General features: G+C 55.7%; 22 protein-coding genes and 1 tRNA gene. 17 read left to right on the top strand and 6 right to left on the bottom strand.

Going from position 1 to position 21699, the window contains the following annotated elements:
* A complete protein-coding gene (gene spoVB, locus CBW65_RS23840; RefSeq protein WP_157722161.1) occupies positions 1-1584 on the bottom strand; it encodes a stage V sporulation protein B in 1584 nt (527 codons plus the stop codon).
* Between the two features lie 151 nt (positions 1585-1735).
* Between spoVB and CBW65_RS23835 the strand changes: the two genes are divergently transcribed.
* The 9 genes from CBW65_RS23835 to CBW65_RS23795 all read left to right on the top strand — a co-directional run bounded on the left by CBW65_RS23835 (position 1736) and on the right by CBW65_RS23795 (position 11036).
* On the top strand, positions 1736-1993 hold the full coding sequence (locus tag CBW65_RS23835; RefSeq protein WP_232463408.1) for a post-transcriptional regulator: 258 nt from the start codon (positions 1736-1738) through the stop codon (positions 1991-1993).
* Between the two features lie 68 nt (positions 1994-2061).
* The gene (locus CBW65_RS23830; RefSeq protein ID WP_087459041.1) at positions 2062-2751 is read left to right on the top strand and encodes an HD domain-containing protein; all 690 of its coding nucleotides are present in this window, start codon (positions 2062-2064) and stop codon (positions 2749-2751) included.
* 96 nt (positions 2752-2847) lie between these two features.
* Positions 2848-4092 (top strand): protein translocase subunit SecD, encoded by a 1245-nt coding sequence (gene secD, locus CBW65_RS23825; protein ID WP_087459040.1) that lies wholly within the window; start codon positions 2848-2850, stop codon positions 4090-4092.
* The gene (gene secF, locus CBW65_RS23820) at positions 4089-4964 is read left to right on the top strand and encodes a protein translocase subunit SecF (RefSeq protein ID WP_232463407.1); all 876 of its coding nucleotides are present in this window, start codon (positions 4089-4091) and stop codon (positions 4962-4964) included. Before secD ends, secF begins: the two co-directional genes overlap by 4 nt.
* Before the next feature lie 95 nt (positions 4965-5059).
* Positions 5060-7444, top strand: a complete 2385-nt coding sequence (recJ, locus tag CBW65_RS23815; RefSeq protein ID WP_087459038.1) for a single-stranded-DNA-specific exonuclease RecJ — start codon at positions 5060-5062, stop codon at positions 7442-7444.
* A 13-nt stretch (positions 7445-7457) separates the two neighbouring features.
* A complete protein-coding gene (locus CBW65_RS23810) occupies positions 7458-7970 on the top strand; it encodes an adenine phosphoribosyltransferase (protein ID WP_087459037.1) in 513 nt (170 codons plus the stop codon).
* A gap of 94 nt (positions 7971-8064) precedes the next feature.
* Complete coding sequence (locus tag CBW65_RS23805; RefSeq protein WP_232463573.1) at positions 8065-10230, top strand: RelA/SpoT family protein; 2166 nt, start codon at positions 8065-8067, stop codon at positions 10228-10230.
* 22 nt (positions 10231-10252) lie between these two features.
* Entirely contained in the window at positions 10253-10702 is a 450-nt protein-coding gene (dtd, locus tag CBW65_RS23800; RefSeq protein WP_087459035.1) for a D-aminoacyl-tRNA deacylase, read from the top strand.
* A gap of 91 nt (positions 10703-10793) precedes the next feature.
* Entirely contained in the window at positions 10794-11036 is a 243-nt protein-coding gene (locus tag CBW65_RS23795; protein ID WP_087459034.1) for a hypothetical protein, read from the top strand.
* Positions 11037-11080: 44 nt separating this feature from the next.
* Here the strand turns inward: CBW65_RS23795 and CBW65_RS23790 are convergent, their stop codons facing one another.
* From CBW65_RS23790 to phnD, 3 genes are read right to left on the bottom strand one after another with little or no spacing between them, the layout of a single operon-like run.
* The gene (locus CBW65_RS23790) at positions 11081-11485 is read right to left on the bottom strand and encodes a DUF2203 domain-containing protein (protein ID WP_157722160.1); all 405 of its coding nucleotides are present in this window, start codon (positions 11483-11485) and stop codon (positions 11081-11083) included.
* A gap of 31 nt (positions 11486-11516) precedes the next feature.
* On the bottom strand, positions 11517-12287 hold the full coding sequence (gene phnE / locus CBW65_RS23785) for a phosphonate ABC transporter, permease protein PhnE (RefSeq protein WP_087459032.1): 771 nt from the start codon (positions 12285-12287) through the stop codon (positions 11517-11519).
* Positions 12288-12319: 32 nt separating this feature from the next.
* Positions 12320-13231 carry a phosphate/phosphite/phosphonate ABC transporter substrate-binding protein gene (phnD, locus tag CBW65_RS23780; protein WP_087459031.1) on the bottom strand — a complete coding sequence of 304 codons (912 nt, stop codon included), beginning with the start codon at positions 13229-13231 and terminating at the stop codon, positions 12320-12322.
* A 131-nt stretch (positions 13232-13362) separates the two neighbouring features.
* Between phnD and CBW65_RS23775 the strand changes: the two genes are divergently transcribed.
* The 4 genes from CBW65_RS23775 to CBW65_RS23760 all read left to right on the top strand — a co-directional run bounded on the left by CBW65_RS23775 (position 13363) and on the right by CBW65_RS23760 (position 17028).
* On the top strand, positions 13363-13566 hold the full coding sequence (locus tag CBW65_RS23775) for a hypothetical protein (RefSeq protein ID WP_087459030.1): 204 nt from the start codon (positions 13363-13365) through the stop codon (positions 13564-13566).
* A gap of 163 nt (positions 13567-13729) precedes the next feature.
* Entirely contained in the window at positions 13730-15217 is a 1488-nt protein-coding gene (locus CBW65_RS23770; protein ID WP_157722159.1) for a methyl-accepting chemotaxis protein, read from the top strand.
* A gap of 7 nt (positions 15218-15224) precedes the next feature.
* Complete coding sequence (locus tag CBW65_RS23765) at positions 15225-15650, top strand: GNAT family N-acetyltransferase (RefSeq protein ID WP_232463403.1); 426 nt, start codon at positions 15225-15227, stop codon at positions 15648-15650.
* A 169-nt stretch (positions 15651-15819) separates the two neighbouring features.
* Entirely contained in the window at positions 15820-17028 is a 1209-nt protein-coding gene (locus CBW65_RS23760) for a Bcr/CflA family multidrug efflux MFS transporter (RefSeq protein ID WP_087459028.1), read from the top strand.
* Positions 17029-17042: 14 nt separating this feature from the next.
* Here the strand turns inward: CBW65_RS23760 and pdxR are convergent, their stop codons facing one another.
* Positions 17043-18593, bottom strand: coding sequence for a MocR-like pyridoxine biosynthesis transcription factor PdxR (gene pdxR / locus CBW65_RS23755; protein WP_087459027.1), 1551 nt, complete (start codon positions 18591-18593; stop codon positions 17043-17045).
* A gap of 111 nt (positions 18594-18704) precedes the next feature.
* Between pdxR and CBW65_RS23750 the strand changes: the two genes are divergently transcribed.
* The 4 genes from CBW65_RS23750 to CBW65_RS23735 all read left to right on the top strand — a co-directional run bounded on the left by CBW65_RS23750 (position 18705) and on the right by CBW65_RS23735 (position 20690).
* Positions 18705-19622: a DMT family transporter gene (locus CBW65_RS23750; RefSeq protein WP_087459026.1), complete on the top strand. Its 918-nt coding sequence runs from the start codon at positions 18705-18707 to the stop codon at positions 19620-19622.
* Positions 19623-19700: 78 nt separating this feature from the next.
* Entirely contained in the window at positions 19701-20162 is a 462-nt protein-coding gene (locus tag CBW65_RS23745) for a cupin domain-containing protein (protein WP_087459025.1), read from the top strand.
* A gap of 122 nt (positions 20163-20284) precedes the next feature.
* Positions 20285-20381, top strand: a tRNA-Sec gene (locus CBW65_RS23740).
* A gap of 99 nt (positions 20382-20480) precedes the next feature.
* Positions 20481-20690 carry a hypothetical protein gene (locus tag CBW65_RS23735; RefSeq protein WP_087459024.1) on the top strand — a complete coding sequence of 70 codons (210 nt, stop codon included), beginning with the start codon at positions 20481-20483 and terminating at the stop codon, positions 20688-20690.
* Positions 20691-20800: 110 nt separating this feature from the next.
* Here CBW65_RS23735 and CBW65_RS23730 read toward each other — a convergent pair whose 3' ends face one another.
* A complete protein-coding gene (locus CBW65_RS23730; RefSeq protein ID WP_087459023.1) occupies positions 20801-21457 on the bottom strand; it encodes a hypothetical protein in 657 nt (218 codons plus the stop codon).
* Between the last annotated feature and the right edge of the window lie 242 nt (positions 21458-21699).

Here is a 21699-nt window from a genome sequence, read left to right as displayed (position 1 = left end):
TTAGCGCAAAAAGGGAACGAGCCGCAAGATGCCGGCCAGCGGCTTGCCTACTTTCGGCAGTCTGGAGACGGTGTGCAACGTCACCACGCCCATCATGTTCAGCACGAAGAAATACAAGGCGAATCCGGAGATCGTGCCGTAGGTGATCAGCCAGACGTCGTTCAGCTGCGAGAAGTTGCGGAACTCGAGCAGCCAGACGCTGAGCAGCGATGTGGCGATGAGAATTTTCACCGTCTCGACGAGATTGACGTAGAAGCCGAGCAAGCGCGTCACCGACAGGAAGTGCAGGATGGTCACGACGGTGACCGAGATGACGACCGACCAGGCAACGCCTGCGATGCCGTACGCGGGATTGGAGACGAGGTAGTAGATGATCCCAAGCTTCAGGATCGAGCCGATGATCGAGTTGCGCATCGCCACACCGGCCCGGTTCAACCCTTGCAAAATCCCGGAGAGCGGCCCTTGCAAATAGAGCAGGAAGCCGACCGGCGCCATGATCGCGAGGATCGGGCCCACCGCTTTGTCATTAAAAATCGCATGGGACAGTTCGGTCGCATACAAGGTGAGGATCGCCGAAGTTGGGAAGCCGATCAGCGCGGTCAAGCGAAACGCTTGGTACAGGCGGCGCTGCACGACCAGTTGATCACCGGCCGCCACCGCTTCCGAAATCGATGGAACCAAAGTGGTCTGCAGCGAGTAGGTGAAGACGGTCGGCAGCACCAACAGCGAAATCGCCATCCCCGAGTACTGCCCGTACAGTGTGGTCGCCACCGCAGCCGACAGCCCGGTCATCACCAGGCAGCGGGTGACGAGAATCGGCTCCAACGTGTAGGCGATGGAACCGACGATGCGCGACAAGGTGACCGGCATGGCGATCTCCAGCACCGAGGACAGCATTTTGCGAAACGGCTCCGGCGGCTTGTTGGGAGCGACCTGAGGCATTTTGCGCAAGGAATAGCGCGAGTAGTACGTATAGACCAGATAGAGCAGGCCGACCAGCTCCCCGATCACCATGCCGATCATCGCGCCTGCTGCTGCATATTCAAGGCCGTACGGCAGCAGATAGGTGGCAAAGACCAGCACCGCGCCGATGCGGGCGACCTGTTCGAAAATCGAGGCGACGGCGTTGGGCGTCATGTTTTGCAGCCCTTGGAAGTAGCCGCGCAGGATCGAAGAGATGGCGATGATCACGATGATCGGCGCCATGGCGAGCAAGGTATAATAGGCGCGGGGGTCGGTCAGGACGTTGGCGGTGATCCACGGCGCCAGGACCAGCATCAGCGCGGTAAAGATGACCGACAGCGTGATCACCGCCTTCATCGAGACGGTGACGATCCGCTTGACCCGCCGCGTGTCTTCGTCGACCAGCGCTTCGGCGACCAGCTTGGAAATCGCGATCGGCAGACCGGCTGTAGTCAAGGTGATCAAGAACATCAAGATCGGAAAAACCGTATAAAACAAACCAATGCCCTCGGCGCCGATCAGCCTGGAGAGGAAGATCTTGTAGACAAAACCGAGGACGCGGGTCACGAGACTGGCTGCGACGAGGATGACTGCTCCTTTTAAAAAGGATTGTTTGCTCAAAAGGTCCCTCTCCTTCTCCGTACAGGTTGTCTTCTTCTTCACTTCTATGCCGGACATGCAGGGAGTAGTCCAAAAAGAGGATTTAGGGGACCCTTTCACGAAATGGTGCAAGCAGTTAAATTTACAGAATAAGTGGGAGGAGGGCGCAAAGATGAATGAAGAGCACACAGCGCCTGCCATGGATGAAGCGGAATTAAATGAGGTTGTGCGCAAGCTTTGCATCAGCAAGGCGGAAGAGCTGAATCTGCACGGCTACGAACAGGTGACCGGCGAGGACGTATGGGAGTGTGTGTCCGGCAAATACAAGCGCGGCCTTCCTCCCTTGCACCAGCTTGTCAACGATGTCTTGTCGCTGAAGGCGCACGCTTTCATGAACTGGCTGATGGTCCGCACCTTGAAAGGCGAATAGCATAGAAAATCCTCCCACCGCGCACAATAGTCGGGACACTGACAGCACGATGGGAGGGCTCAGAACGGATGCAGGAAACGCCAACCAAAACGAACAAGCGAATCACGCTGGCTGAGATCAAGCAGTTGCCGCAGATTCAGCAGTATATCGTGTCGGCCGACAAATTTTTAAAAGCGATGGGCTTTACCGAACATGGTTTCCGCCATGTAACGTTGGTTTCCAACATCGCGGAGAACGTGATGGAGTTGCTCGGCTACTCGGAGCGTGAACGGGAACTGGCGGCGATCGCCGGATACATTCACGACATCGGGAACATCACCGGGCGTCATGACCATGGCAAGGCCGGCGCGATCATGTGTTTTCATATCTTAGAAGGCATCGGGATGCCGTATGATGAAGTCGCCTGTATCGTCGGTGCGGTCGGCAACCATGAGGAGCAGTACGGCGAAGCGGTCAACACGATCGCGGCGGCGCTGATCCTCGCCGACAAGTCGGACGTGCACCGCACGCGGGTCAGACGGCGCGACGTGTCGCAGTTCGATATTCACGACCGGGTCAACTACGCCGCAACGTCTTCGTTCCTCCATGTGAGCGCGGAGCCGCGCGAAGTGACGCTTAAGATCGAGATCGACAATACGATTTCATCGGTGATGGAGTATTTTGAAATATTTATGGAGCGCATGCTGATGTGCCAACGGGCCGCGAAAATGCTGGATGCCCGCTTTCGATTAAACATTAACGGGGCCGACATTCTGTAGGCCCCTTTTTGCTGGGATCCTTTCTTCATTGACCTATTAATAGCTTAGGAGATATACTAAGATGAGCTAATTCAACGACTATTTAGGAGGATTGTCATGATCAAGTGGAGTCGTTTCGTTGGCTTCCTTTTGATCGTGGTCCTGTTTTTTGCCCTCGCGGTTCCGACTTATCAGGGAATCTGGAAAGGCATAACGCTCGGACTCGATCTGCAAGGCGGCTTTGACGTTCTGTATGAAGTGCAAGATTCACCCGAAGGGGAAAAAGTAACGGATGAAGGCGTCATCTCGACGATCAAAGCGATCGAGCGCCGGATCGACAAAGAAGGCGTCTCCGAGCCGAACATCCAAAAAGAAGGGGCGAACCGCATCCGCGTGCAACTCGCGGGCGTGTTTGATCAGAGTGAAGCGAAGAAACTGCTCGTGCAGACCGCACAGCTCCGCTTCCTGGCTCCCGATGGCACCACGGTGCTGGCAACAGGTAAAGACCTGAAGCCGAATGCGAAGTATGTTTCCGACCAGAACACCGGCGCTCCGCAGGTGGCGGTCGAGTTTAAAGATCCGGACAAGTTCAAGAAAATCACGGAAGACTATCTCGGCCAGCCGGTTGCGATCGAGCTGGACGGCAAGATCATCACCGCACCGACCATTCAAGTCGTCATCTATGATGGCAAGGCGGTCATCAACGGCCAAGAGGACGTAAAAGAAGCGACTGAGCTGGCGAACCTGCTCAACGCAGGCTCCCTGCCGTTCCCGCTGAAAGAGATCTCCTCCTTCGGCGTATCTCCGTCTCTGGGCGAAGGCTCGCTCGACATGACGATGATGGCCGGCGGCATCGCGTTTATCCTGATCTTTGTGTTCATGGTGGTCTGGTACCGTCTTCCGGGCCTGATCGCGATGATCGCGCTGGTCATGTACGCATACTTGCTGTTTGCGACTGTCAACTTCATGGGCATCACGCTGACCCTGCCGGGTCTGGCGGCGCTTGTGCTTGGTATCGGTATGGCGGTCGACGTAAACATCATCGCCACCGAGCGGATGAAAGACGAATTCCGCAATGGCAAATCGACGCTGTCTGCCGTCATCATGGGTCAGAAGCGCTCGATGCCGACGATCATCGACGCCAACATCACCTCGATCATCGCCGGTATCCTGATGTACTGGTTCGGCACCGGCCAGATCAAGAGCTTTGCAGTGGCGCACATCATCTCCGTTCTGGCGACGTTCATCACCGCCGTGCTGATCTCCCGCCTGCTGATGCAACTGCTCGTCCGCTCCAACATCATTAAAAACAAATGGTGGTACGGCGCGTCGAGAGAAGCGAAGGGAGGGGCTGCGAAGTGAAATTTGATATCGTAAAGAACCGCAAATGGTACTTCGGCTTCTCCATTCTGATCTCGATCGCCGGCATCCTGATCATGCTCCTGATGGGCCTGAACCTCGGCACCGACTTCGAAGCCGGCTCCCGCGTGCAGTTTAACGTTGGACAAGCGTTCACGGAAAAGGAAATTACCGAGAAGTTCGAAGCTAATCTCAAGACGATTGAAGTTTCGGCTGTGCAAGAGATTGAGAACTACGGCGCGGTCGTGCGGATCGCCAAGAAGATCACGCCGGAAGAAGAGAACCAGATCAACGAGTACCTGAACAAGAACTACAAGAACGCCGCCCCGCAGATCTCCTCGATCGACCCGGTTGTGGCGCGCGAACTGGCTGAAAAAGCGATTTACGCGATCTTGTACGCATCGCTTGGGATCATCCTGTACATGGCGGTTCGCTTTGAATACCGCTTTGCGATCGCCGGCGTCATTTCTGTCCTGCAGGTTGTCCTCGTCGTTGTCTCGATCTTTGCTTTGTTCCGCTTCGAGATCGACATCACGTTTATCGCGGCGATCCTGACGATCGTCGGCTACTCGATCCACGATACGATCGTCATTTTCGACCGGATCCGCGAGAACCTCAAGCACTACAAGGTCAAGACCGTATCCGATCTTGAGAATCTCGTCAACGACTCGATCTGGCAGACGATGGCACGCTCGATCAACACCGTCCTCACCGTGGTGTTCTCGGCGGGCATGCTGTATCTGCTCGGCGGCGCTGCGATCAAGCATTTCTCGCTGGCGCTGCTGATCGGTCTGGTGACCGGCGCGTACTCCTCCATCTTTATCGCTTCCCAGCTCTGGGTGGCCTGGAAGAGCCGCGAACTGAAAAAAGCATAGTTTTATTCCGAAAAAGAAAGCCGCAGGGTGGAGAACCCGGCGGCTTTCTTGCTATAATAAAAATTATGTATATCGTCATATAGAGAGGATTTTTAATGATGCAACAGACGAAACGCTGGGTCGTGTCGGAGGCGGCAGATACAGATGTGCAGAAGTTGGCGGAAGCGCTGGGCGTGCCACCGATTCTGGCGAAACTTCTGTGGCGCCGCGGCATTCGGTCGACAGAGACAGCACAGCGTTTTTTGTACCCAGGTCTCAGCGGCTTTTACGATCCTTTTTTGATGAAAGATATGGACAAGACGGTGGAGCGGATTCGCCGGGCGATCGACGCGCAGGAACAGGTGATGGTCTACGGCGACTACGATGCGGACGGCGCGACCGCCACATCGATCTTGTATCTCGCCTTGCGGGAGTTGGGCGCCCAAGTCGATTATTATATCCCCGACCGCTTTTCGGAAGGGTACGGCCTGAACGGTCCGGCGATCGAGCAGGCGAAGGAAAAAGGCTATGGACTGGTGATCACCGTCGACAACGGGATCTCGGCGGTCGAGCAGGTGGCGCTGGCCAACTCGCTTGGACTGGACCTGATCGTCACCGACCACCATACGCCGCCTGAAGTGCTGCCGGACGCTTATGCGATCTTGAACCCGAAGCAGCCGGGTTGCACCTATCCGGACTCGATGCTGGCCGGTGTTGGCGTTGTGCTCAAGCTGGTGCAGGCGTTATACGGGCGGCTGCCCGATGAATTTTTGGATCTGGCGGCCTTGGGCACGGTGGCCGACTTGGCCCCGCTGCAGGACGAGAACCGCCTGATCACCTTGTTTGGCTTGGAGAAGATGAACGAGTCGCCGCGCATGGGCATCAAGGCGCTGATCGAAGCGGCGGGGCTGACGGAGAAGAAGATCACCGCCGGGCACATCGGCTTTTCCTTTGGCCCGCGCATCAATGCCAGCGGACGGCTCGATTCGGCGACCTACGCGGTGGAACTTTTGACCACGGAGGACCCGGTTAAGGCGGGCGAACTGGCGCAGTTTCTGGAGGATCGCAACCAGGAGCGCCAGGCGCTCTGTGAGACGATCTTTGAGGAAGCGGCGGAGCTGATCGAAGCCAACCGGCACTGGCTGGACGGGCGCGTGCTTGTCGTCGCCAGCCGCGGCTGGAACGAAGGCGTGATCGGCATCGTCGCCTCGCGCATCGTCGAGCGCTACCACCGCCCGACGCTCGTCTTTTCGATCAGCGATGAGAAGTGCAAGGCCTCGGCCCGGAGCATCGCAGGCTTTGACCTCTATGCGGCGCTGACCCGCTGCGCCGATCTGCTCGACCACTACGGCGGGCACAAGATGGCAGCGGGCTTGTCCCTGCAAGAGGACCGACTCGATGAACTGCGCGCACGCCTCAACGAGATCGCCGCGGAAGTGCTGACCGAAGCGGACATGACGCCCGCGCTCGACATCGACATGGAGGTTGACCTCCGCGACGTCGACTTGCGCCTCGTCGAGCAGATCCAGGCTTTGGCGCCGTTTGGCTTTGGCAATCCGTCGCCGCGCTTTGCCGTGCGGGGGCTGGCGCTGGAAAGCACGCGGGTGGTCGGCAAAGACGCCGCGCATCTGCAGCTGCGGGTGCGGCAAAACGGACGTCAGCTCGACTGCATCGCCTTTCGCCGAAGCGAAGAGCAGCATCTGTTGGACGCCTTGGCGTCGATCGATCTGGCCGGCGAGCTCGCCGTCAACGAGTGGCGCGGACGGCAGAGCCTGCAGATGGTGCTTGGCGATTGGAGACCAAGCCCGCTGCAGTCGTTCGACTCGCGCGGCTGCCGTGACAAGTTCGCCTGGCTGGAAGTGCGCAAAGAAGAATTGACGGTGCTTTGCTTCCAAAAAAACAACGTGGAAGAGATCGAAAAACGCCTGTTTGGGTATCCTTGGAATGAGGGCAAATACCGCCTCTACCATGTGGAACTCTCAGGCGAATGGCGTCACGTCGCAGGCGAAGACGAGCCGACCGAAAATGTCGTCTACTACGATCTGCCTGCGCACATCGAAACGTTTGTCAATTCACTGCAAGCGCTGATCCCCACCCAGCGGATTCATTTCATCCAAGGGGACAGCGATCAGAACTGGCTGCGGCAGGCGATGTTCGACGGGCTGCCGGAGCGCGAGGCGTTTGCATACGTCTTTCGCGTGCTGCGTCAACAGGGGCAGGGGACGGTCGAGCAGCTCTTGTCGGTCATGCAAGGCCCCTTGAATCCGGTGAGTCTGACACACATTCTGAAAGTTTTTACCGAATTAGGGTTTGCGAATCACCAAGATGACACGTATTATGTGATAATGGACGCTCCGAAGCGCGCCTTGACAGAATCGCAGCACTATCAGGAGCAAGAGAAGCGTGTGCAGGCGCTGAAACATGTTGGCGATCTGCTGCTTTCCGCTTCTTCCGACACTATGAGACAATGGCTCGCCGAGCATATGGCCGTGCGAGCGTAGGAGGACTAACCAGATGAACTTCAAAGATAAAATCCGCGTGATTTCCGACTTCCCGTCCCCGGGGATTCGTTTTAAAGATATCACCACCCTGCTCAACGACGGCGAAGCGTTCCGCGCCGCGATCGACCAGTTTTCGCAATTCGCAGCTGAGCGCAACGCTGACATCATCGCAGGTCCGGAGTCCCGCGGCTTCGTGCTGGCAGCGCCGATGGCGTATGCGCTTTCCAAAGGCTTCGTGCCGATCCGCAAGCCGGGCAAACTGCCGCATGAGACCATCTCCGTCGACTACTCGCTGGAGTACGGCAAAGACTCGCTGGAAATTCACAAAGACGCGGTGCAGCCGGGTCAGCGTGTGATCATCGCCGACGACCTTCTCGCGACAGGAGGGACGATCGGAGCGACCATTCAACTGGTGGAAAGCCTAGGCGCCCAAGTGGTTGGCGTCTGCTTCCTGGTTGAGTTGTCGTATCTCAACGGACGGGAGAAGCTGAACGGGTATGACGTCTTCTCACTCGTCCAGTACTAATTCGGACAAAGCAGCAACGGGGGTGGTTGATCTGGTGGGCATCGGGCGCTTGATCGAAAAGATCGGCAAATATCTATCCGAAGCGGATGTGGCGATGGTTCGCCGCGCCTTTGATATGTCCGAAGAAGCTCACCGGGGCCAGACCCGTTCCTCGGGCGAGCCGTACATCATGCATCCGGTTGCTGTTGCCGAGATCTTAGCCGATCTCGAACTGGATGCGGTGACCCTCTCTGCAGCTTTGCTGCACGACGTGGTGGAGGACACGCACGTCACCGAAGAAACACTTGTCGGGCAATTCGGCCCGGAAGTGGCGACGCTGGTCGACGGCGTCACCAAGCTGGAACGAATCAAGTTCAACTCCAAAGAAGAGGCGCAGGCGGAGAACCTCCGCAAGATGTTCATGGCGATGGCCAAGGACATCCGCGTCATCTTGATCAAACTGGCCGACCGCTTGCACAACATGCGCACGCTGAAGCACCAGCCGGTTGAAAAGCAAGTCAAGACGGCGAACGAGACTTTGGAGATCTACGCGCCGCTCGCGCACCGTCTCGGGATCTCGACGATGAAGTGGGAGCTCGAAGACATCGCACTGCGCTACATGAACCCGCAACAGTATTATCGCATCGTCAACCTGATGGCGAAAAAGCGCAAAGAGCGCGAAGAATACGTGCAGGAAGTCATCGACGGACTCAAAGAAAAATTTAACGAGCTGGAACTGAAGGCGGAGATCTCCGGGCGCGCCAAGCACCTGTATTCGATTTACCGCAAGATGGTCAACTTTAACAAACAATTCAACGAGATCTATGACCTGCTTGCCGTCCGCATCATCGTGGATTCGATCAAAGACTGCTATGCGATCTTAGGCATCGTCCACACGATGTGGAAGCCGATGCCGGGCCGTTTCAAAGACTTTATCGCCATGCCTAAAGCCAACATGTACCAGTCCTTGCACACCACCGTCATCGGCCCGCGCGGCGAACCGCTGGAGATCCAGATCCGCACGTGGGAGATGCACCGCACCGCCGAATACGGCATCGCGGCACACTGGCTGTACAAGGAGCAGGCGGGCACGCAAGGTCCGGCTTCTAAGGAGAAAGACAAGGAAGCGGGCGGGCAAGGCAACATCGCCCAAGCGAAAGACGCGTCGTTCCAGCAAAAGCTGGCCTGGTTCCGCGAGATCCTGGAATGGCAGCAGGATTTTAAAGACGCCCAAGAGTTCATGGAGACGCTGAAGTTCGACCTGTTTGCCGATGAAGTGTTTGTCTTCACACCGAAGGGCGACGTCATTCAGCTGCCTGCAGGCTCGGTGCCGATCGACTTTGCCTACCGCATTCACACCGACATCGGCAACCGCACGATCGGCGCGAAGATCAACGGCAAGATCGTGCCGCTCGATTACAAGCTGAAGACGGGCGACATCGTCGAAGTCCTGACCAGCAAGCACTCCTACGGCCCGAGCTTCGACTGGATCAAGGTCGTCAAGTCCTCCCAGGCCAAGTCGAAGATCCGCCAGTGGTTCAAGAAGGAGAAGCGCGAGGAGAACGTCTCCAAGGGACGTGACAGCGTCGAAAAAGAGGCGAAGAAACATAACATCAACCTCGAATGGCTGACCGACAAGAACCTCGAAGAAGTGGCGAATAAGTTTAACTTCACCAAGGTCGACGACATGCTGGCTGCGGTCGGCTACGGCGGTTTCTCGGCGCATCAGGTGATCACCCGCATCGTCGAGAAGATCAAGCGCGAAACGCCGCCGGCGGAGATCGAGATGATCCCGGATGTGAAGCAAGAGCCCAAGAAGAAAAAGAAAAGCAACCTTGGCGTGCAGGTCAAAGGCATCGACAACATGCTGATCCGCTTCTCCCGCTGCTGCAACCCGGTGCCGGGCGATGAAATTCAGGGGTTTGTCACCAAAGGGCGCGGAGTCTCCGTGCACCGCACAAACTGTCCGAATTTGCATGCAGTGGAGGAAAATGAAGACAACCGCTTGATCGAAGTGGAATGGGAAAGCGCACCGACCGTCTCCTACAGCGTGGAGATCGAGATCACGGCGCTCGACCGCCGCGGCCTGATCAACGAAGTGATGATGGCCGTCGCCGAATCGAAGACGGACATCACTGCGGTCTCCGGACGCGCTGACAAGCGCAAGATGGCGACGATCTCGCTGACGATCAACATCCGCAACGTCGACCACCTGCATTCGGTCGTCGAGCGCATCAAGCGGATCAAAGACATCTACACGGTGCGCCGGATCATGCAATAGGCAGAACAGGGAGCGTAATCTGATGAGAATCGTAGTACAGCGGGTCTCCCGCGGCAAAGTCACCGTCGAAGGTCAAGTGACAGGGGAGATCGGACGCGGCTTCGTCCTGCTCGTTGGCGTCACCCACGACGACACGATGGCAGACGTCGACTACCTGGTTGATAAAGTGGTCAACCTGCGCGTGTTCGAAGACGAAGCCGGCAAGATGAACCTGTCTCTGCTCGACATCGGCGGAGCGCTGCTCTCCGTTTCGCAGTTCACCCTGTACGGAGACTGTCGCAAAGGCCGCCGTCCCAACTTTATGGATGCGGCCAAGCCCGATTTTGCCAATGAATTATATGAAGCGTTTAATGACAAGGCACGCCAACTTGGCGTACAGGTGGAAACGGGCGTGTTTGGCGCGATGATGGACGTCGAACTGGTCAATGACGGCCCGGTCACCCTGCTTCTTGAAAGCAAGCGCACCTTTTAATTTTTCCTTATTTGATTCCTACGGACTGCCGAACCTGGCGGTCTTTTTTGTTAGGCAAACGAGTAGGTATGTGAAAAAAGGAGGGTGTTTCGTGGCAGAGGGAAGCGGGAAGACGAAGATCAAAGAGCTCAAGCTGGAACTGTTCCTCGACGATGCACTGCGCTGCGGGCTGCAGGACCTGCTGGACGGGCAGCGGGATACGCTGGAAGTGGACTATGTGTATTTTCGCCATCTGCTCGTCGAAGAGCTGAAGCACGAAGGGCTGCGCATCTCCCAGTTGAAAGTGCCGGTCGGACGCATCACAAAGCTTAAGATCAGAGCCGCACGCGGATAAAAAACAGCCGGGCTCCCCGAGGGGAATCCGGCTGTTTGGCGTATTTAGAAATCGATCATTCGTCTGCCCATAAAGCCATCATAGAGTCCGTGCCAATAGCGAATCTCCGGCTCGCCCATCCGCCAGCATAAGAGGACTTCAACGCCTTCACGCAGCGCATAGAAGTCGCAGAGCCCGGTGTCGATGTCTTTGATCTCCACACCGGTGCCATGAATCTGTCCCAACAGCGAGTTGGCGCTGAAGATGAGGAATTCCAGCTCAGCTTCTTCTGCGAAGAAAGCATCACTGCTCACCGACACCGTGCCGGCAAATTGGAGCTTGGCCTCTTGAAGCTGCTGGTGGCGGCGCTGAATCTCGCGCTTCATCCCTTGCAGTTCGCGCAGCAGGGACTCCAGTTCCGGCACCAGCGCATTCGCTTCCTGCACCGTAAAATAACGTTTCGCGGTCATGGAGGGTCTGCTCCTTTCTCCTACCCTAAACTTACAGCATTCGTTTGCGGACAAAGCCGCCAATTGCATCAATCAAAATGACGAGCAGCATGATCACAAAGACTTCCACAGCCACCGCCTGATAGGCAAACACTTTAAAATCGATAAACAGCATGTTGCCAAGCCCGCCTGCGCCGATAAAGCCCAGCACAAGCGAGGTGCGGGTCGCCACTTCCATCCGATAAAAGTATTGTGAAAAGATGTGCGGGATAATATCCGGCAGAATTGCAAGCCCGAGGACGTGCAGCCGATTGCCGCCGGTGGCGATGATCGCCTGCTGCGGCTCCTTGTCGGACGCTTCGATCATTTCGGCGACCAGTTTGCCAAGCACCCCGATGTTGTGCAGCATGATTGCCAGCACCCCGCCAAACGGTCCTAGACCGATCGTTGGCACCAAGATCAGGCCCCAGACGATCTCCGGCACGGAGCGCAGAAAGCTGAGGAACGTGCGCACCATCCCATGCACCGCTTTGGGCAGCGGTGTGTTGCGCGCCGCCACAAAAGAGAACGGCAGCGCAAACAGCAAGCCGAACGTCGTCCCGACAAAGGCGATCTGCAAGGTCAGCACCGATTGTTTCAGCGCTTCCTGCAAGACATCCCACTGCGGCGGGAACCACTGTCCGGCGATAAAGCTCCACGTGCTGCCAAGCCCCAGCAACTGCCTGAAGTCGACGCCCGTGGCTAACATGCTCCACACGAGAAGCGAGAAGAGCACGGCGAAATAAAACATTCGCCGCACTCTTTTCCGCCAAAAGTAGGACATCTGAGATCACCGTCCGATTTGTTGCGACCCGATTATTGGAGACGACCGTCCGCCTTAGCCGCTTTTTCGATCGCTTCGTAATCTTGGTGCGTCGCTTTCACGAAGCCGTCCGCTGCGAAGGCGTCGAGGATTTCTTGGTCTTTCAGGTTCAGGAACGCGGTCTGCAGCTTTTCGATCGTCGCTGCATCCATGTTTTTCTTGACGACAAACGGGTACTGGAATAGTTTCTCCGACTGCCAGATCTTTTTAAACTGCGTGCCGTCGACCGTGCCTTTTTCGACCAGTTTGTCATAATAAGCGGAGTCGATGGCGCCGGCCGTGACTTTTTTGTTTTGAATCGACAGCGCCGTCACGTCATGCGCCATGGTGAAGGTGATGCTTTTGAAATCGGAGTCCTGCTTGCCGCGGTAGACGCCGCGCGCTTTCAGTTCCATGCCCGGGATCAGCGAGCCGGACGTCGAGTTCGGGTCGCCAAATGCAAAATCAACGTTTTGCTTGTCGGCGATCAGGTCTTCGAGCGTGTTGTATTTCGAGTCTTTATGTACCAGGATGTAGGAATAGTAGAACGGCACGCCTTTTGCCGTTTTGGCAACGATCGCCTGGGCACCGCCTTTTTCGTGGGCGATGACATAGGTCAGCGGACCGAGGTAGGCCACGTCAAGCTTGTTAAAGTTCAGTGCTTCGACGACGCCGTTGTAGTCAGGATAGTTGTTCATCGTCACTTTCAGGCCGGTCTCTTTTTCTAAGTACGCGCGGAATTTCTCCAGCGTCTCCGGCGAAATCTTGGTCTCAGCAGGGATCAAGCCCACGCTGAGCGATGTTGCGGGGGCCGCGTTTTGGCCATTGTCCTCTTGCTTCGGCTCAGAAGTGCCGCCTCCGCAGCCGACGATAACCAACGCCATCACCAGCATCAGGATCAGCGATAAGGTGCTCTTTCTTTTCATAATGTTCCTCCATTCCCATCAAGGGGGTATCTCTCCACAAGTGATTATACCGAAAAGTGGGCGTGTGAATCAAACTTGCTTCCCTTGGGCGATTCTATAGAAGGAATTGCCCACTAAGGAGGTTACACAAAATGGAAGAGCAAAAGAACGGCAAGAACCAATTTCCGACCGAAGATGTGATGATGGGACAAGACGTCAACGTCCCGTATGACATGTCGGTGCCAGGCGATGAGGACACGACGATCTGGGATAACATGGTGCAGGCGTTGAAGCCTGACCTCACGCCCAACCATAAGAAAAACAACCAGTCCGGCCAATCGCAACAAAATGGCTGACCCCAAGCACCGCCTGCAACTGAGGCGGTGCTTTTTCTTGGGAAAAAAGATTGTCGGAACAATCACTTCAGCTTATAATAGAGCTACAATTGAACATGACACAAGCGGTCAATTTATATTTCACTAAATTATGATTAATTTACGTTCGAAGGGGAAAAGAAGCATGCATGAGAAAAAATTAGAATATCTGCACAAGCGCAATGTGCTGCTTTGCAAATTGCTGTGGGCTGTCTTGGTGTTTACAGCGGTCGCGATCATTGCGATCGGTGTCAATCCGGACACGATCAAGTTGGTGACCGGCCTGGGCGGTTTGATTGGCGTCATTTTGACCCTGTTGGTCTGGAAGCGCCTGTTCGTCGATAAGATCATGTACCTCATCCCGATTTTTTTGTATATTCTATCTTTCTTGCTCGTAAACTCTACCGGTCAGATGTCAAACTATCTGGTCGTCTACTTCAGTTTGGCTCTGGTTTCCTTGTACCACAACTTCCGGCCGCTGGTGCTGGCCATGGTGCTTGGGGTGATCATGACGAACTGGTTCTATTTTTCCGGACATGCTGTTTTTGAAGCGATCAACACGACCAACTTTGGTGTGCTGAACCTGATGTTCCTGATCGTATCGGGCGTAATGATCGCCCAGACCCGGCTCGGGGAGCGCAGCAGCAAAGAGCTGGTGCAGCACGAACAGGTGTTGTCGCAGGCCAATGGCCGTTTGGAAGAACTGGTCGCGCATCTCGGCGAAAGCGCGATGCAGGTGGCCACTTCGGCAGAGCAACTGACCGCCGGAGCGGAACAGACCAACCTCGTGACCGAGCATATCGCCAGCACCATCAATGAGTTGTCGCACGGGGCGGAGCGCCAGGTGCATTCGATCGAAGAGAGTTCGGAAGCGATTCAGGAGATCTCCGGCAACATCACGATGATCACGGAGCAGGTGCAAAAGGTCGCCAGCAACGCCGACCGCACCGAAGAGCTGGCCAGCACCGGGGACGTGGCGATTCAGACGGTCGTGCGCCAGATGAACTCGATCAACTCGCGGATGAGTGAACTGACCGAAGGGGTGCAGCGCCTCGGTGACCGCTCGCAGGAGATCGGGCAGATCGTCGAAGTGATCACCGGCATCTCGGCACAGACCAACCTGCTGGCGTTAAACGCTGCGATCGAGGCGGCGCGGGCTGGTGAGCATGGGCGCGGGTTTGCGGTGGTGGCCGATGAAGTGCGTAAATTGGCCGAGCAGTCCGGTCAGTCGGCGAGCAAGATTTCTGCGCTGATCGAAGCGATTCAGGCGGAGACGGGCAGCGCGATCACGATGATGGAAGCGGGCGCCAAAGAAGTGGCAGACGGCATCGAAGTCGTCAACCGCGCTGGGCAGTCGTTTGATGAAATCCGCCGCTCCGTTGTTGAAGTGGCAGGCGGCGTGCAGGAAGTCTCCCATTCCTCGCAGGAGATGATGGACGACGTGGAGCGCGTGGTCAGCGCGATCCGCCAGATCTGGGAGATCTCCGCAACTTCGGCTTCGGCCGCGCAAAACGTGTCGGCGGCGACCGAAGAGCAGATCGCCTCGATGGCGGAGATCGTCTCTTCCGCAGCCGCGCTTTCCAAGCTGGCCGACCAACTGCAAGGCATCGCCAAAAACATGCACGGGGAGTGAGCGAGTGATGGCTTTTGTCATGGACGCAGAGTGGAATCAAGAGGCAGCCCGCGAGATCGCGCGTAATCTGGTCGCCTACAATCAGCAACATGCAGCGCCGGAAGACGCGCAGGCTCCGCAAGAAAATTTCTCGCTGGTGTTGCGCGACGAGTCGGGCGAGATCGTCGGCGGACTCGTCGGCATGATGTACTGGAGGCGCTTAAAAATTGAGCTCCTCTGGCTCCACGAAAAGCTGCGCGGGCAAGGGCACGGCAGCCGTCTCTTGCAAGAGATGGAAGAAAAGGCGAGGGAGAAAGGCGCGCGTCTGATTGAACTCGACACGATCTCTTTCCAAGCTCCGGACTTCTATAAAAAGCACGGCTACGAGGTGTTTGGCAAGATTGAAGACTTCCCGGCCGGACACACGCATTATCATTACATGAAGTGGCTGTAGGTTGGATGTATGTTGGCTGTACGTGAGCAGGCGGAAAAGAGTTCTTAACCCGAGCGGGTTGAGAACTCTTTTTTTGGAGTCGATCGTGTAGAATAGCTAGAAAGGGATTTATGTGGATCATAGCGAATAGTTGTTGCGACAAGTAATTTTGGAGATGGAGTTGTTGGGGATGAACAGTACGGATACGGTGGCAACGCCTGCGCGAACGCGCAGGTATTGGATGGCGGTGATCTTGGGCTCGCTGTCGGCGTTTGGGCCGTTGTCGCTCGATATGTATTTGCCTGCGCTGCCGGCATTGGCCGATGATCTGAATACGAGCGCGTCGATGGTGCAGCTCAGCTTGACGGCGTGCCTGCTCGGGCTGGCGCTGGGACAGTTGGTCGCAGGACCGGTCAGCGACGTGCGGGGGCGGCGCATGCCGCTGTTGATCGGGCTCTTGGTCTATGCAGTATCGTCGATCGCCTTCGCGCTGGCACCTTCGGTCTGGGCGCTGGTGATCTTGCGCTTCATTCAGGGCGTGGCCGGAGCGGCCGGGATCGTCATTTCCCGGGCGATAGTGCGCGATATGTATTCGGGGACGGAGCTGACCAAGTTCTTCTCGCTCTTGATGCTGATCAACGGGGCGGCGCCGATTCTGGCTCCGATCTTTGGCGGGCAGATGATGCGGTTCACGTCCTGGGAAGGCGTGTTTATCGTGCTCGGACTGATCGGCGTGGTGATGCTGGCGCTGGTGATGTTCGGGATGCCGGAGACGCTGTCGCCGGATCGCCGCGTGACGGGCGGGTTTCAGAGCACGATGAAAACGTTCCGCGAGTTGGCGAAGAACCGCGTGTTTATGGGGTATGCGCTGGCGTCGGGGCTGGTGACCGCTGCGATGTTTGCGTACATTTCCGGGTCGCCTTTTGTCCTGCAGGATATTTACGGGGTGACGCCGCAGACGTTTAGCTTGATCTTTGCGATGAACGGAATCGGGATCATCATTGCCGGGCAGGTGACCGGACGCTTGTCCGGACGGGTGAGCGATTCGAGGCTGCTGATCACCGGACTGGCGCTGGCGTTGTTGGGCGGAATGGTTTTGCTGATCGCTTTGCTGCTGCAGGCTGCGCTGTGGGCGGTGCTGGTGCCGTTGTTCTTTGTGGTCTCAAGCGTCGGGATCGTGAACACGACCAGTTTTTCACTGGCGATGCAAGATCAAGGCAATGCGGCCGGGACCGCTTCTGCAATGCTTGGGGTGCTGACGTTTATCATCGGCGGGCTGGTCGCGCCGCTGGTCGGCATCGGCGGCAGCGAGACGGCGATTCCGATGGGCGTGATCATCGCGGTGGCCGAAGTGGGCGCAGTGCTCTGCTATCTGCTGCTGGCACGGAAGAAGGCATAATCCCCAGCCGAGGGTTACAGTACAGGTTCCTGCCCCCGGTTGCCGCGGGGCTGTTGCAGCAAAGAGGAGATCGTCTCGCACAGTGTACGCACGGCGCGATGCAGCTCCTCTTTTTTTGCGTTGGCAAAAGAGATGCGCAGGTGGTTAAACTCCGGCTCGCCCGGATAGCAGGCCGACCCGAGCAGGAAGGTGATGCCTTGGGTGCGTGACGCCGCGAGGAGTTCTTCGGCACGGAGCTGTTCGGGCAAGGTGATCCAGATGTTGACCCCGCCAAGCGGCACCGTCCAGCGCACGCCCGGCGGAGCGTATTCCTGCAGCGTGGCGAGCACGGCATCAAGCTTCGGGAGCAGGGCTTGCGAGAGTTTCTTCTGGAACGTCTTGGCGTGCTTGGAGCGAAGGTAGGCCAAGACGGCTCGCTGGGTCAGCAGGGGCGAACCTAAGTCCACCGTCGATTTCGCGCCGACGAGCCGTTTGAGGACGGTGCCTTTGGCGAGCAGGCAGGCGATGCGGCAGCCAGGGCCGATCGTTTTGCTGAAACCGCTCAGGTGGATGACATGGCCGTCCGCTTCGAGCTGCATCAGGGACGGGGGCGGAGGCGAATTTTCAAACGTCAGGTCCCCCCACGGGTTGTCCTCGATGATCAGGCAGTGGTAGCTCTCCGCGATCTCCAGCAACTGTTGGCGACGGCGCAGGCTCATCACCGTGCCGGTCGGGTTGTGATAGGTCGGGACGGTGTAGATGAGCTTCGGCGGATGCGCGTCACACAAGGCGGTCAGGATGTCGAGCCGCATCCCATCCCCGTCGACCGGAACGGGGATGATCGTAGCACCGCGTCCGCGAAAGACATCGAGTGCCGACGGATAGGTCGGGGCTTCGACGATGACGACGTCGCCACGGCCCACGAAACAGCGTGCGACGAGGTCGATGCCTTGCTGGGCGCCGCTGGTGATCAGCACGTCTTCAGCGGTGACGTTCATGCCGCGCTCCCGGTGGTAGCTGGCCATCTCTTCGCGGAGCTCGTGATCTCCTTCGATCGGGCCGTAGCGCGTCAAGAGATGGGGCGACTCACGAAGCGCTTTTTCCAGCTCCTTGTTGAGCTCGGCATGGGGCAGCAGGTCCGGGTCGATGATCGCTGTCGACAGGTTGATGCCGCCGGGGAACGGGCCTTGCGGGTCAAAGTTCCAGACTTGGGCGCGGGGCAGGTAGTCCGTGACGGCGAGCTGCCATTGGTAGCTAGTGTCGTTTTTGAGCTGAGGGGAAGAGTTGGTGGTTTGTTTCTTGGGTCGGGTGGGGGAGTCGTCTGCCGGATTTTCTGATAGCTGGCCGAGTTGGGTTTTTACAAAGGTGCCTTTGCCTTGGATGCGTTCGATCAAGCCGCTTTTTTCGAGCTCGTCGTACGCTTGGACGACCGTCATCAGGCTGACGGAGAGCTGTTTGGAGAGTTTGCGGACGGACGGCAGGGTGCTGCCCTCTGCTAATAAGCCGGAGCGGATGCGCTCGGCGATGGCTGATTTGATTTGTTGGACATAGGACAGGCCGGTTTGACGCTGCAGGTCGATCTGCATAGTGGGAAGCCTCCTGAAGTGTTCTAAAACACCGTTGACTGTTATGGTGTGTTCCGTGGTAATTTCCTTGGTGAAAGTATAACACACTATAACGGTTTGGGGTGAAGAGGGATGTATGTATTCTGCTATGTCCTAATCTGTTTGATCTTTGGCACGACGTTTTTAGCGATCAAATTGGGGATTGTCGCCGGCGGGCCGCCTTTGTTGTTTGCAGGGATTCGGTTTGGCGGAGCAGGGGTGCTGTTGCTGGGCTTTTTGGCGTGGCGGAAGTTTGAGTTTCCCCGTCAGTGGAAGGTGTATCGGCAGATGTTCAAGATCGGGCTGTGCACGACCACCATCTTTTTTGGCGTGATGTATTGGGCGGAGCAGTACATCCCGTCCAATCTGGCTGCGCTGCTGAATGCAGGGACGCCGGTGCTGGTGTGTCTGCTCGGCGCGCTGCAAACGCGGCAAAAGCTGCACGTGACGCAAGTGACCGGTCTGTTGCTGGGGCTGCTCGGCGTGTATCTGATCGTGGGCAAAGGCACGGTGGAGGCGAGCGGGATCTTTTTGTTTGCGGTGGTGATCGCAGGTTTGGCGCAGGTGTTTAGCGCCTGGGGAGCGCTTGAGACGCGGAAGCTGTTTGCGGCAGGCGTGTCGCCGTGGGTGGCGAACGGGTTTCAGATGCTGTTTGGCAGCGTGGGGCTGTTGATCGCTTCGGCGGTGCGCGGCGAGTCGTTCGCGGAAGTGACCGACCCGTGGGGTGCGTTTGGGTCGCTGGTGTTTTTGATTTTCGTCGGGTCGATTTTGGGCTGGGGGTTATATTATCTGTTGACCGCGAAAACCAATCCGCTGATGGCTTCGACGTGGAGCTATATTTCGCCGGTGGTGGCGATGGTGGTTGGTGCGCTGTGGATGGGTGAAGCGTTTACGGTGCTGTCGGCGTTGGGCGGAGTGGTCGTGCTGGTGGCGGTGGCGATTGTGAACTGGGTGGATTGGAAGAAGCTGTTGCAGGAGATGCGAGGGAAGGATCGGAGTTTCGTTAGCTGAGTTACAGATGCGGGATTGTGAGTGTGCTATTCTGTTGCTGGTTCCAACATTCTCGTTTCACGAAGGAGCGTTTCGCAGATGTCCAATGAATTGGAAGCGAAAAAAGGCACCAACTATACGCTGGTCGATGCCGGACCGTTTGAAGATCTGGGAAAATACAAGTTCGAAGTCGGCCCTTATAAGTTTCCGGGGAAGCTGTTTTTGAATGACCTGCTCGGCCTGACCGGGATGGAAGTGAGTTTTGGGAAGCTGTTCCCGGGGACAGGGGTTCCGTATTCGCACAAGCATATTGAGAATGAAGAGCTTTATATCTTCACGAAAGGCGTCGGCCAGTTTTTGATCGACGGCGAAGTGATTGATGTACGCGAAGGCACTGCGATCCGAGTAGGGACTGAAGGTGTAAGAGCGTGGCGGAATAACTCGGAGGAAGAGCTGCATTACATCGTGATTCAGGCGAAGCAAGGTAGCTTGGGACAGTACACGCTGAAAGACGGGAAGATCGTCGAGCCGCAAGTTACGTGGCCGGGTGAAGAGGCGTAGTTTATTGGTTGATGGAATGGTCGGGAGGGGTGTCCCTTCACTCCTCTCGTTTGTAAAACATTCCAGCAAAAAAGGGGTTTGAACTTGTCCCTTCATAGGTTATAATGATTCTATTCTCACATGGAAGCAGATGGAGTACTGGTGTCTCTCCTGGTCTTCAAAACCATGTGCGGCCGGTGGACCCGGCTGGGTGGGTTCGATTCCCACGTGCTTCCGCCAAATGGATTAATAGTAGTGATTAGCCACATGACTTATACCGCGGGGCTATGATTAGATAAGACCTTAACTGGAGTCGGGTCAGTACCGACTCTCTCCTATATGATTTTTCTTCTGGTAGCTGAAGACCTCGCTCTTGCCACATTTTCCGCACTATTATCTGTTGACATCGCAGAGAAACGTGCATCAGAGAAAATCGGTAAGAAGAAAACGAAATCGGGGGGATTCTTTATGAAAAAAACTACCATTCTTGTTGCAACGGTTGTCTTGATTCTTGGTGGAGAGAATGCAAAGGCGCGCCAGTTAGTGTAGGTACTCAAGGCAAGGCAACCGAATCATTAACAACACCAACCTTTTTGGTTGGTTTTTTTGTTTTCAAGGACTAAAGGTTATTGTAATTGATTGGTCTTTGCGATGTTTAACTACGGTCTTCTTGGAAAAACTTGAGCATTTTGGGAGTTGGCTTTTGTAGTGATGTATATCATTTTATTAATAAAGTTTTGCCGGAGCTCTGTTTCGCTGGATAATCGTAGTCTATTGCAGTAGTCAACGTACTCTTTTATCAGAGCTTCGGTCACATAATTTACATTGAAAACTAACCATCCATGTTCCGTATATTCAACCATTGGACCAAAATTAGTGAAAGACAAGGCAACATTATCCTTTGTTTCGGCTTGATGTAGAATCCCGCATCTTATTTTTCCGTAAAATTGGTCCGCAATTGCTCTTGGAAAATTAAAATGCACACTTCGACGTAGGAATTTTCTAAATGCGTCTTGATTTCTTCGAGAAGGTGTAGACTCAAGCCCTTCGTAAAATTGTTGAAGTGTTTCGATTAGAAGACAATTTAAAGCCATAATACTAAAACTTAGATTATGTTGCCATTGTTGTCCTTTTCTGTGGCATTGTTCTAGTAGGAGTTGAATAGCGTCAAAAAATCGAGCGTCCATTCTATCGCTAAAGATTTCCAATGCCTCTTCCCACGTGTCATTATCACTGCTCACTGTCAAGTTGAAAAATAGCTGTTTACACTCATCCAGTGTGTAATTTGGTGCAATATAAATTTTGTTTTCGTACATGGTTGTTCCTCCGAACTTTGTTTATGTACATGTTCTTGTTTGGACTCTACAACTTCATTTAATAAGCAAAAATGCACCGCGAGGGTGCAGTGAAATTACATAATTAAAATGTTGTAGAACTAACGATGCTGTGCGGTTTTGGGTCTAAATCAGCTGCTAAATATGTAGGAGAGACAAACTCACTTACGAGAGCGATCATTCCACAAAACGCAAGAATTGCAAAAATCTTTTTCATTATATCT

The sequence above is a fragment of the Tumebacillus avium genome (assembly GCF_002162355.1).
GTDB classification, from domain to species: Bacteria; Bacillota; Bacilli; order Tumebacillales; family Tumebacillaceae; genus Tumebacillus_A; species Tumebacillus_A avium.
Note: the sequence above shows the minus strand (reverse complement) of the source record. Positions and strands in the feature narration are given on the sequence as shown.